This is a genomic window from Shewanella gaetbuli (assembly GCF_023284065.1).
Classification (GTDB): Bacteria; Pseudomonadota; Gammaproteobacteria; order Enterobacterales; family Shewanellaceae; genus Shewanella; species Shewanella gaetbuli.
Window position 1 is genome coordinate 142427 of sequence record NZ_JAKIKP010000010.1, and the last position, 11993, is coordinate 154419.

The 11993-nt window shown below is 40.3% G+C and carries 10 protein-coding genes and 8 tRNA genes; 11 read left to right on the forward strand and 7 right to left on the reverse strand.

Going from position 1 to position 11993, the window contains the following annotated elements:
- The first annotated feature begins 101 nt into the window (after positions 1-101).
- From truA to purF, 5 genes are all read left to right on the forward strand, one after another.
- Positions 102-887: a tRNA pseudouridine(38-40) synthase TruA gene (gene truA / locus L2672_RS13320; protein ID WP_248996336.1), complete on the forward strand. Its 786-nt coding sequence runs from the start codon at positions 102-104 to the stop codon at positions 885-887.
- Between the two features lie 73 nt (positions 888-960).
- Positions 961-2262: a bifunctional tetrahydrofolate synthase/dihydrofolate synthase gene (folC, locus tag L2672_RS13325; protein WP_248996337.1), complete on the forward strand. Its 1302-nt coding sequence runs from the start codon at positions 961-963 to the stop codon at positions 2260-2262.
- 15 nt (positions 2263-2277) lie between these two features.
- On the forward strand, positions 2278-2934 hold the full coding sequence (gene dedD / locus L2672_RS13330) for a cell division protein DedD (RefSeq protein ID WP_248996338.1): 657 nt from the start codon (positions 2278-2280) through the stop codon (positions 2932-2934).
- A gap of 193 nt (positions 2935-3127) precedes the next feature.
- A complete protein-coding gene (locus tag L2672_RS13335) occupies positions 3128-3616 on the forward strand; it encodes a CvpA family protein (RefSeq protein WP_248996339.1) in 489 nt (162 codons plus the stop codon).
- Positions 3617-3651: 35 nt separating this feature from the next.
- Positions 3652-5166 (forward strand): amidophosphoribosyltransferase, encoded by a 1515-nt coding sequence (purF, locus tag L2672_RS13340; protein WP_248996340.1) that lies wholly within the window; start codon positions 3652-3654, stop codon positions 5164-5166.
- A gap of 105 nt (positions 5167-5271) precedes the next feature.
- Here the strand turns inward: purF and L2672_RS13345 are convergent, their stop codons facing one another.
- Entirely contained in the window at positions 5272-6156 is an 885-nt protein-coding gene (locus tag L2672_RS13345) for a 1,4-dihydroxy-2-naphthoate polyprenyltransferase (protein ID WP_248996341.1), read from the reverse strand.
- 205 nt (positions 6157-6361) lie between these two features.
- Here L2672_RS13345 and tesB point away from each other — a divergent pair, with 205 nt between their 5' ends.
- The 3 genes from tesB (at position 6362) to L2672_RS13360 (ending at position 9176) form a co-directional block, all read left to right on the forward strand.
- On the forward strand, positions 6362-7225 hold the full coding sequence (gene tesB, locus L2672_RS13350) for an acyl-CoA thioesterase II (protein ID WP_248996342.1): 864 nt from the start codon (positions 6362-6364) through the stop codon (positions 7223-7225).
- 34 nt (positions 7226-7259) lie between these two features.
- Complete coding sequence (locus L2672_RS13355) at positions 7260-7664, forward strand: YbaY family lipoprotein (protein WP_248996343.1); 405 nt, start codon at positions 7260-7262, stop codon at positions 7662-7664.
- 276 nt (positions 7665-7940) lie between these two features.
- Positions 7941-9176, forward strand: coding sequence for an MFS transporter (locus L2672_RS13360; protein ID WP_248996348.1), 1236 nt, complete (start codon positions 7941-7943; stop codon positions 9174-9176).
- 152 nt (positions 9177-9328) lie between these two features.
- Here the strand turns inward: L2672_RS13360 and L2672_RS13365 are convergent.
- The 6 genes from L2672_RS13365 to L2672_RS13390 form a co-directional block, all read right to left on the reverse strand.
- A tRNA-Val gene (locus tag L2672_RS13365) sits at positions 9329-9404 on the reverse strand.
- Between the two features lie 30 nt (positions 9405-9434).
- Positions 9435-9510, reverse strand: a tRNA-Val gene (locus L2672_RS13370).
- 27 nt (positions 9511-9537) lie between these two features.
- Positions 9538-9613 (reverse strand) — tRNA-Val (locus L2672_RS13375).
- 38 nt (positions 9614-9651) lie between these two features.
- Positions 9652-9727: transfer RNA gene (locus L2672_RS13380), tRNA-Val, on the reverse strand.
- A gap of 27 nt (positions 9728-9754) precedes the next feature.
- Positions 9755-9830 (reverse strand) — tRNA-Val (locus L2672_RS13385).
- A 43-nt stretch (positions 9831-9873) separates the two neighbouring features.
- A tRNA-Val gene (locus tag L2672_RS13390) sits at positions 9874-9949 on the reverse strand.
- A gap of 263 nt (positions 9950-10212) precedes the next feature.
- Here L2672_RS13390 and gltX point away from each other — a divergent pair.
- The 3 genes from gltX to L2672_RS13405 all read left to right on the forward strand — a co-directional run bounded on the left by gltX (position 10213) and on the right by L2672_RS13405 (position 11958).
- Positions 10213-11622, forward strand: a complete 1410-nt coding sequence (gltX, locus tag L2672_RS13395; RefSeq protein WP_248996344.1) for a glutamate--tRNA ligase — start codon at positions 10213-10215, stop codon at positions 11620-11622.
- Positions 11623-11720: 98 nt separating this feature from the next.
- Positions 11721-11796 (forward strand) — tRNA-Ala (locus tag L2672_RS13400).
- Between the two features lie 86 nt (positions 11797-11882).
- Positions 11883-11958 (forward strand) — tRNA-Glu (locus L2672_RS13405).
- Positions 11959-11993 lie beyond the last annotated feature (35 nt).

An 11993-nucleotide genomic window follows, 5' to 3' on the forward strand; every position in this document is an offset into this window, starting at 1 on the left:
TTAGTATGATCATAATTAAAAAACAGTGCATAGACATGCGCTGTTTTTTTTATGATAAAATGCGCGCCATTTGAATTATGAGCGTTAATTAAGGTTAGGTTATGCGAATTGCATTGGGGATCGAATACGATGGCAAAAATTATTTTGGTTGGCAACGCCAAGCTGAAGTGGACTCAGTGCAAGCGCAACTAGAAAAAGCTTTATCGTATATTGCCAATAAACCGATTGATGTTCAATGTGCTGGTAGAACAGACTCTGGCGTTCATGGTACTGGGCAAGTGGTTCATTTTGAAACCGATGCGATTCGTCCAGCCTCAGCATGGACATTTGGCGTTAATACCCAACTTCCTGACACAATAGCGGTACGTTGGGCTAAAGAGGTTGATGATAGTTTTCATGCGCGCTTTAGTGCGACTGCAAGACGCTATCGCTATATCATTTATAACCACTCCCTAAGACCTGGAATCTTGCGTCATGGCGTTAGCCACTACCATGGTGACATTGATGAAACCCTGATGCATCAGGCCGCACAAGTATTATTAGGTGAGCACGACTTCACTAGTTTCAGAGCGATTCAATGTCAATCAAATACGCCTTTTAGAAACGTTCATCATGTACGTGTGACGCGTCAAGGCATGTACATCATGGTCGATATTCAAGCCAATGCATTTTTACATCATATGGTCAGAAACATTGTTGGCTCGTTAATTGAAATTGGTTTAGGCAATAAGCCGCTGGATTGGATGGCATATCTGCTTGAAGCGAAAGATCGTAACCAAGCGGCAGCAACGGCAAAACCTAATGGTCTGTATCTTGTGGATGTCACTTACCCTGAACAATATAACTTGCCTAAACTCGCTTTAGGGCCATTGTTTATGCTGGACTAACTTTTGCTACGACATCTACAGTGCGCTTGATATTTTTAAGCTTGATTTGTTAAATGCTCTACGGACAATAAAAATGAATATTCCGACACAAGAATCAAATTTAACGGATTGGTTAGATTATTTACTCGCTATTCACCCAACAGAAATTGATATGGGGTTAACCCGTGTCACTCAGGTGGCTAAACAGCTTAATGTACTTGATTTGCAGCCTGCACAAATTATTACCGTAGCCGGCACAAATGGTAAAGGCACAAGCTGTGCCATGCTTGAGTCTATTTTAATTGAGTCAGGAAAAACCGTTGGCGTGTATAGCTCTCCTCATTTAGTACACTACAACGAAAGAGTCAGAATAAACCAGCAAGATTGTCTTGATGAACAGTTTATTGCTGCATTTTCCGCAATTGAAGCGGCTAGAGGCGAAATATCATTAACGTTTTTTGAGTACGCGACTTTAGCGGCACTTTATCTTTTCAAGCTTGCTAAGTTAGATGTGATTTTATTAGAAGTTGGCTTAGGTGGCCGCTTAGATGCCACCAATATGGTTGACTCCACTGCAACTATCATTACTTCAATAGACTTAGACCATCAAGAATACCTCGGTGATACCCGCGAGCTAGTGGGGAGAGAAAAAGCTGGGGTGTGCAGAACCGGTTGCATTAGTGTTATCGGCGAGCCTAACTTACCTCAATCTGTTATTGATTATGCTGAGCAAATTCAGTGTCAACTTGTGCGTGTTGGTGATGATTTCAATTATCAACTACAGCAAGACTCATGGTTATTTCAATCTGATTTAGTGAGTTTTAATGGTTTAAGTTTACCTCGTTTACCGTTAGCTAATGCCGCATCGGTTGTTGCTTTGGTAACAAAGCTGTGGCCGCAAATTACTCAAGATATGGTCAATAACGGCTTGCAAAAAGCCTACTTACCCGGCCGGTTAGAGCAACTTATGTCAGCACCTGATGTGCTGGTGGATGTTGCCCATAACCCCCATGCCGCTCGCTATTTAGCAGAGCAATTACAGCGATTACCTTCAAAAAATGGGCAGCAGCGCAGAATTATTGCTATTTGTGGCATGTTAAAAGACAAAGATATTTCGTCTGTGTTGGCCACGCTTGCTACGGTTATTTCACAATGGAATATGGTGACATTGCATAATGATAGGGGCGCAACCTCAACTTATTTAGCTCAAAAACTAAATGGGACAATCGACATCCAATTAGCGCAAGGCATTGAACATAAGCCATTAAATTTAGTACAAGAGTTTGATAGTATGTCACTTGCATGGGATGCTGTTCGCAAAACTATCAACGCGGATGATGTGGTAATTGTGTTTGGCTCTTTTTATACTGTAGCCGCGTTTAAATCGTTAATGTAAAACTGGGAATTTACCTTGAATCGACAATTTCAGAATCGTTTAGTGGGAACCATTGTACTTGTTGCATTGGGAGTGATTTTTTTGCCTGATTTATTGGATGGTAAAAAGTCGACTGTGGTTGAAGAGTTTACCGAGATCCCACTTAGACCCAATAATCATTACCCATCACAGAACATTCCAGATGAAGAGTTTGAAGTGCTAGAGGTAGCTAGTGTTGATTTAGGTGATGATCAAGAGTCTTCAACAACAAACTCAACGCCAGAACAGCCAAAGTCTAAACCGGCTAATTCTTCTCAGCCTAAAGCGTCTAATGAAGATAAAGTGCAAGTTGCTAAAGCGGATTCATCAAAGTCTGCTACGATTGCAAAACCGCAAGTCAACACGCCAAAAGTGACACCTGAAAAGACGCCTGTAAATAAGGTCAATGCTGGCTATACCATTCAACTCGGAGGATTTAATAATGCGCAAAATGTTGAGGCATTAGTCGCTAAACTTCGGTTGTCTGGATACACCGCTTATACACTACCCGATGTCCCTGTTGATGGTAAGCTAACCAGAGTGTTTGTTGGGCCAGAAATATCAGAAAGTAAATTAGCCGCTCGAAAAGAGGCGATTACAAAATTAACCGGATTGAAAGGCAAAATTGTTGCCTATGACCCGTTAGATAAATAATAGGTTAATACTTTTATTTGCTTGATTTTGAATGGATTAATGTGTTTTTTCTTCAGTTTTAATTGACGTGTTAGCTGATCAGAAAATGATTGTTCTAAATCATGTAAGATTAATTTATATAAACAAAGGTGAGAAATATCTTAACCTCTGTTAGAATCGCGCCGTCTTAAGGTTTACCCGGATCCCCATCTCAATGGTTTGGATTGATTACGCAATCATTATTGTTATTAGCTTATCTACTATCATTAGTTTGATACGCGGATTTGCTAAAGAAGCCATGTCGTTAATCGTATGGTTTGCCGCATTTTTTATCGCCAGTCAATTTTATCTCGACCTTGCTGTTCATCTAACTCAAATGCAAGATGAAATGGTACGCAATGGTGTCGCAATTGCTATTCTGTTTATTGCCACACTTATCATTGGCGCCTTAGTGAATTATCTTCTTGGTCAACTTGTTGCTAAAACTGGATTATCAGGTACTGATAGAGTCCTCGGCCTGTGCTTCGGCGCAATTCGTGGCGCACTCATTGTCAGTGCGTTGCTGTTTTTTATGGATGCTTTTACTGGTTTTCCTTCTACCGATTGGTGGAAAGAGTCAATATTAGTGCCCGAATTTGGTGTGGTTATTCAATGGTTTTTCGATTACCTAGAAAACACATCAAGCTTTGTACCCAAAATCTAAAACTATAAAACACCTTACAATGAGGAACCTTACCCATGTGTGGTATCGTCGGAATAGTAGGCAAATCTTCAGTTAATCAAACGATTTATGATGCACTTACCGTGCTTCAACATCGTGGTCAAGACGCTGCTGGTATTGTAACCGTTGACGTAAATGCATTTCGTTTACGTAAAGCTAATGGTTTAGTTAAAGACGTTTTTGAGCCAAAACATATGCAACGCCTTCAAGGTAATGCAGGCATTGGTCATGTGCGTTATCCCACAGCAGGTAGCTCAAGCGCATCAGAAGCTCAGCCTTTTTATGTAAACTCACCGTTTGGCATTTCATTGGCTCATAATGGCAATTTAACCAATACGATTGAGCTTGCTGAAAGCTTGTTAAAGAAGCGTCGTCATATTAATACAACTTCAGACTCTGAAATTTTATTAAACTTGTTAGCTGATGAGTTACAAGAAACCCGCAGTCTGACGTTATCTGCTGATGAAGTATTCGATGCGGTTAGCAAAGTACACGCTCAAACTCGTGGTGCCTATGCAGTTACTGCGATGATTATCGGACAAGGTCTTGTTGCATTTCGTGACCCATTTGGTATTCGTCCGCTAGTGTTAGGTAAGCAAGAAACACCTTCAGGCACTGAATATATGGTTGCCTCTGAATCTGTAGCATTAGATGCGGTAGGCTTTGAAGTGATGCGTGATGTTGCCCCCGGTGAAGCGATTTACGTTACCTTAGATGGTCAATTATTTACTCGTCAATGTGCTACAGAATACAGCTATGCGCCATGTATTTTCGAATTTGTTTATTTTGCGCGTCCTGATTCAACTATCGATAATATTTCTGTGTACGGTAGTCGTGTCAATATGGGTACCAAACTGGGTGAGAAAATCAAAAAAGAATGGGAAGAGCATGATATTGATGTGGTTATTCCTATTCCTGAAACTTCGTGTGATGTTGCGCTAGAAATTGCCCGCTCAATGGATTTGCCTTATCGCCAAGGGTTTGTAAAAAACCGTTATATTGGTCGTACGTTTATCATGCCTGGACAGCAAGAGCGTAAAAAGTCTGTTCGTCGTAAACTGAATGCCATTAATGCTGAGTTTAAAGGCAAGAACGTACTGTTGGTTGATGACTCAATTGTGCGTGGAACCACCTCTGAGCAGATTATCGAGATGGCTCGTGAAGCGGGTGCCAAAAAAGTTTACTTTGCTTCAGCAGCCCCTGAGATTCGTTTCCCGAACGTATATGGTATTGATATGCCAACCACCAATGAGTTGATTGCTCATGGTCGTGATGCTGATGAAATTGCTAAAATTATCGGCGCGGACGGAATCATTTTCCAAGATTTGCATGATTTAGTTGAAGCAGTAAGAATGGAAAATCCAGATGTGAAAACATTTGAAACATCAGTGTTTGATGGTAATTATATTACTAAAGATGTTGATCAATCTTACCTCGATCATATTATGCAATTGCGTAATGATGATGCGAAAGCGAATCGCAATAAAGATATCGGAACTAACCTTGAAATGCACAATGTGTGTCATCCATAAGCGTTAATGCTCTTTTATCCAATACAAAAGGCTTCAATTGAAGCCTTTTTTAATACTCATCGAAAACATGCTCCATGAGAAAGAGGTTTGTTAAGTTAAACCGCTTTACACTGTATTAAGGCTGATAATTAAACCTACACTAAACAAGACGCTAAATATCATGGTGAGCTTAGCTGTTTTGCCCAAAATAGGGTTTAACGCTTCACCTGAGCTTTCGCTAAAGTCTCTGCTTAAATTTCTGGCAAGTACCAATGAAACACCTGCAAGTAATACCGGCCACCCATCTAATGCGCCAAATAAAAAGCCGGCAATAATAATCCCGAAAGGTAAGTAAACGAAACTCTGATATAACACTTTGGCTTGGGGTTCACCAATTCTAACGGCTAAGGTTTTCTTACCCGCTTTGGTATCTGTTTTGATATCTCGTGTATTATTAACGAGCATAATCGCGGCATTAAAAAAACCAATAGCACATCCTAATAACCAAGCGGTTAAATTAGTATTACCAGCTTGAAGGTAATAGCTACCCACAACGGCCACTAAACCAAAAAATACAAACGCCGCGACTTCACCTAAACCATGAGACGCTAAAGGGTAGGGCCCTCCACTGTAGCATAATGCCCCTAAAATAGAGGCGGCCGCTAATATAGCGATGGGCCAGCCACCATGAAAAATTAACAATGAGCCCACTAATAAGGCGCTGACTAAACATATCACCATCGCATTACGCACAGCAGTAGGTTTAATTAAACCACTTTGGCTGACTCTAACCGGGCCTAATCGCTCATCGGTATCGATGCCGTTTTTGAAGTCAAAATAATCATTGGCTAAATTTACCGATATTTGTAAAAGTAGACCACAAAGCATTGAAATAGCTGCGATTAGCCAGCTAAATTGAGTCAGTCCAATGGCTAAAATATTGCCAATTAATAAAGGGCCTATCGCGGCCGGCAAGGTTCTTGGGCGAATCGCCAATATCCAAGGTTGCATAAACACCAAATCACAAAATTAGTAATGGCTAATAGTTTATCAAAATTTGTTAATATCTGCTGTGAAGTTTATTTGCTTTATATCACTAAATTAACACTCAAAAGGGGTGTTTGTGCGTTTGATTAAAAAGCGTGAAAAGAAACTAGCTCTAGCGCAATGCTTTAGGTAGTCTTATGAGTAATTTATGCTGTTAAGAGTTGTGAAGATGAGCCAAGTATTAAACGATTTATTGTCATTATTGTCACTTGAACAAATAGAAATGGGCCTATATCGAGGCCAGAGCCAAGATCTCGGTTTTGGTCATGTGTTTGGTGGACAAGTGATGGGGCAGGCGTTAAGTGCGGCCAAACAAACGGTAAGTGAAGATCGCCACGTCCATTCTTTACATTCGTATTTTTTACGTGCAGGGGATGAAAAGCTGCCTATTGTATATGATGTTGAAACCATGCGTGACGGTGGTAGTTTTAGTGCCAGAAGGGTAAAAGCCATTCAAAAGGGCAGGCCGATATTTTATATGACTTGCTCATTTCAAACCATTGAAGAAGGCTTTGACCATCAGGCGATAATGCCTGATGTACCAGGACCTGAGGGGCTGTTGAATCAACAAGAACTTGCTATGACTATGCGGGATAAAGTGCCTGCGAAAATGTTAGAGAAGTTCATGGCCGATGCGCCTATTGAAATGCGTTTAGTTGATCCTTTCAACCCGCTAGCTCCGGTTACTCGTGAACCTATAAGACATGTTTGGCTTAGAGCAAATGGTAATATTCCAGATGATCATAGCATTCAAGAATATTTACTCGCCTATGCATCTGACTTTAATTTTTTAGTTACTGCAGCTCAACCACACGGGGTGTCGTTTTTAACCCCTGGTGTCCGTATGGCGACGATTGACCATTCAATGTGGTTTCATCGGCCATTTAATATGAGTGAGTGGATTTTATATAGTATTGAAAGCCCAAATGCAGGAGGCGGAAGAGGTTTTGTTAAAGGACAGTTTTTTGATCAGCAAGGCCGCTTAGTGGCTTCGGCGACTCAAGAAGGACTATTGAGAATGAGTCAAAAGTAATTAATGATTAATAATAGAAATTAGGCTACAACATATGAGTAAATTAAAAACAGTATTAATTAGCACCTTATTCAGTTTATTTTTCATCACGGGTTGTGTCACAGTGGCACCAGAACCGCCAATTGTTGTAAATGGATATGCTGGCTATTTGGAAAAAATAACCTTGCCAAAAGGGAGTAAAATCAATATTGCAGTTATTGACTTTAATACACCTGGGTCAATTATTTCGCAAAAAACGTTTGATATTGCACGAGCTCCTGTTCCTTTTAAGTTTATTTTTCAGCCAGATACAATAGATGATGACATTGATTATGGGGTGGTAGCTATGATCACCTATCAAGGTAAAGTCATTTTTCAAACTTATGATAAATATCAAGTCATTAATAACGATAAGTTTACAACCGAAGTCATAATGAAACCGGTTAAGGTTGTCGACTAATATCTGCTTAATTCAATATAAATGTCGCTAAGTTTGATGTTGTTAGCGACATTTTTATTGAGCCTCCTCGATTGTTTCAGACCTATCTGCTCGGTATCATTTGGCGTTACAGTCGGTATTATCATATGACTTACTCAAATGTAAAACATTGACTCACTGAGTATTATTGTAAATCTAGCTCACATTCTGCAACCTTGAATATTGCTAAAAAATATCCTCAGAACATAATGATTTTTCGTCGTTATTTTTTGTGGCAAGTCTGTGTTTTTTCAAAAAGTGAATATCACTGCTAATCAAAGTGAATCAGAGCAAGGTAAACAAGGCCGATTAATCTGGGCTTTGTGTCTCGCCTCCATCGTTATTTATATCAATTTATATACCGTTCAAGGGATGTTGCCTCTGATTGCGGAGCATTTTAATGTCACTGGTGCACAGTCAACATTGGTGTTATCTGTAACCAGTTTTACATTGGCATTTTCATTATTATTTTATGCCGTGTTATCTGACCGAGTCGGTCGATTAAAGCCCATTATTATTAGTCTATGGCTATTAGCTTGTTCAAATATCCTGCTGATATTTACGACAAGCTTTGATGCCTTAGTGATTATTAGGTTAATTCAAGGATTTTTACTCGCTGCCGTTCCTGCAATTGCAATGGCTTATTTTAAAGAGCAGCTTGCACCAGATTTTATGCTTAAAGCCGCTGCGACTTATATTATGGCGAACAGCTTAGGCGGGATCTTTGGTCGTTTATTTGGCGGGCTGATGTCACAGCATCTATCTTGGCAACAATCTATGGGATTAGTGTTTGTTGTTACGCTGTTAGGTGTGGCTTTAGTTACTTATTTACTCCCTAGAAAAGAAATAAAACCTGACATAAATCAAAACAATACAACGCAACCTAAAAGTAAGTTATTTAATGATCTTAAAGGGTTTTTAATACACCTTAAAGATAGCAAAATGCGTTTAGTTTTCATTATTGGTGGGGTGGCTTTTATGATGATGGTTAATCAGTTCAGTTTTATTCAATTGCACTTAATGTCGTCGCCTTATGATTTAAGCCGCTTTAGTGCAACGCTGATATTTCTATGTTATTTAAGTGGCACGTTTACGTCTTATTTATCAGCAAAGTGGGTAGTAAAGTATGGCTCGATTGTATTATTTAAAGCCGCTTTCTTATTCATGGTATTAGGGACACTATTAACGCTACACGATACCTTGTGGGCCATTGTTTTAGGTTTTCTCATTACAGCAAGTGGATTCTTCTTAACTCATAGTTGCTGCAACTCATTTGTGGCGATTAAAGCGACAGCTCATCGAGCTAAAGCAACATCATTATATTTATGTAGTTACTACTTAGGGGCAGCATTAGGTGGGCCATATTTGATGATATTTTGGCAACAGGCGGAATGGCCTGGTGTTGTTGTCGGTTCTTTGAGTTTATTACTATTACTGTTTATCGCTATTTGGTTTTTAAGTAGAGGCAAACTGGAAGAAACCACTAATATCTGAGGAGTAGGGGCTAAATCAATAAATGGTTGCAATAACACTCGTAACTTTGCAAAAGTTATTAAAATAAAAACTATGCAATAAAAGACTAAAGTTTCACCGTAAAGCTTATGTTGTACTGCTAGAGAGGAATATAAATTGAAGATTGGACTATATGGTGGTCGCTACTGGGCTCGAACCAGTGACCCCCTCCTTGTAAGGGAGGTGCTCTCCCAGCTGAGCTAAGCGACCTGGGAATAGTAAGTTGCACTATTGAAGATATGGTGGTCGCTACTGGGCTCGAACCAGTGACCCCCTCCTTGTAAGGGAGGTGCTCTCCCAGCTGAGCTAAGCGACCTGGGATATCTTTCAATTATTTACATTATGGTGGTCGCTACTGGGCTCGAACCAGTGACCCCCTCCTTGTAAGGGAGGTGCTCTCCCAGCTGAGCTAAGCGACCTGGGATAATGTAAAATACACTTGTGAGAGTTCAAAAAATGGTGGTCGCTACTGGGCTCGAACCAGTGACCCCCTCCTTGTAAGGGAGGTGCTCTCCCAGCTGAGCTAAGCGACCTGGGAACTCTACACAATGTTAATTATATGGTGGTCGCTACTGGGCTCGAACCAGTGACCCCCTCCTTGTAAGGGAGGTGCTCTCCCAGCTGAGCTAAGCGACCTGGGAATATAATTAACAACATAATTATTTCATCAATGAAATAATGGTGGTCGCTACTGGGCTCGAACCAGTGACCCCCTCCTTGTAAGGGAGGTGCTCTCCCAGCTGAGCTAAGCGACCTCATGCTGTGTGGAGCCGTATTATAGGGAGCAAGGATTGAGTGTCAACGGTTTTTCAATAAAAAAATACTAATCGTGCTAATTTTGCGCCATTTGACGCTTTGTTAAGCAATGGATATTTATAATTTGCTAAAAATCATTCAAGCTTTGATACCAAGCATTTCAACCGCTGTCATAGGCTGTTAGAATATTCGCCACTTTTTATTCTAGTTTGTTGATATAAATTGTATCAGCAATCATTTTTATATAGGTTAGTGTCCGATTATGACAACTAAAACTCGTTTTGCTCCAAGTCCTACAGGATTTTTACACGTTGGTGGTGCACGTACTGCACTTTATTCATGGCTACATGCTAAAGCAAACAACGGTGAATTTGTTTTACGTATTGAAGACACTGATATTGAGCGCTCAACTCAAGCGGCCTGTGATGCAATTTTAGATGGTATGAATTGGTTAGGCTTAACCTGGGATGAAGGCCCATATTATCAAACTAAGCGTTTTGACCGTTATAACGAAGTCATTGCCAAAATGCTTGAAGAAGGTCATGCCTATAAATGTTATTGCTCACGTGAACGTATTGAAGCTATGCGTGAAGAGCAAGCTGCAAATGGTGAAGCACAAAAGTATGATGGGCATTGTCGTGATCTTGCTCCGCGTGATTCAGATGAGCCTTTTGTTATTCGCTTTAAAAACCCTAAAGAAGGTAGTGTAGTTTTTGATGATCATGTTCGAGGTCGTATTGAATTTGCCAATGATACCTTAGATGACCTAATTATTGCCCGTACTGAAGGGACACCTACTTATAATTTCTGTGTTGTTGTAGATGATTGGGATATGGGAATTACATGTGTTGTTCGTGGTGAAGACCATATCAACAATACTCCTCGTCAAATAAATATATTAAAGGCACTTGGTGCTCCTATTCCTGAATATGCTCACGTGTCTATGATTTTAGGCGATGACGGCGCTAAATTATCTAAGCGTCATGGCGCTGTTGGCGTGATGCAATATCGTGATGATGGCTATTTACCTGAAGCCTTACTAAACTATTTAGTCCGTTTAGGCTGGTCTCATGGTGACCAAGAGGTTTTCTCTGTTGAAGACATGATTCAGTTATTTAAGCTAGATGATATTAATAAAGCAGCTTCTGCCTTTAATACTGAAAAGTTAATTTGGTTAAATCAACATTATATTAAGTCATTAGACCCAGAGTATGTAGCATCACACTTACAATGGCATATGGATGACCAAAAAATTGATACCAGTAATGGCCCAGAGTTATCAGAAGTGATTACTGCTTTATCGGAGCGTGCTAAAACACTAAAAGATCTTGCGGCTTCTAGTCGTTACTTTTATGAAGACTTTGATGCATTTGATGAAGCTCAAGCGAAAAAGCACTTACGTGGCGTGGCGATGGAGCCTTTAACCTTAGTTAAGCAAAAATTAACTGACTTAACAGATTGGTCTGTAGAGTCGTTACATGCAACTATTGAGGCTACAGCAACTGAATTAGAAGTAGGTATGGGTAAAGTGGGAATGCCTTTACGTGTTGCAGTGACAGGGGCAGGGCAGTCTCCTGCTTTAGATTTAACCTTATTCTTAATTGGAAAGGAAAGAACTGTCGAAAGAATATCCAAAGCGATTGAATTTGTAGCAGATAGAATAAATTCATAAAAAACGAGTTGACACATCAAGGTATGCTGCATAGAATGCGCCTCGCAGTTGAGAGACACGTCGGAAATTCTGGTGGTGTATCTTGGTGTTAAGTAAGCGGGGCCTTAGCTCAGCTGGGAGAGCGCAACACTGGCAGTGTTGAGGTCAGCGGTTCGATCCCGCTAGGCTCCACCATTTACTTAACGCATTGCAAGCATTGATGTTTAGCCTACAGGCATTAATGAGTATTCACTCGATACAGAGTATAACGTATCAAAAGTGTCCCATTCGTCTAGAGGCCTAGGACACCGCCCTTTCACGGCGGTAACAGGGGTTCGAATCCCCTATGGGATACCACTTATTTAAGAGTGGTTGACTGTAAAGTTAACGAT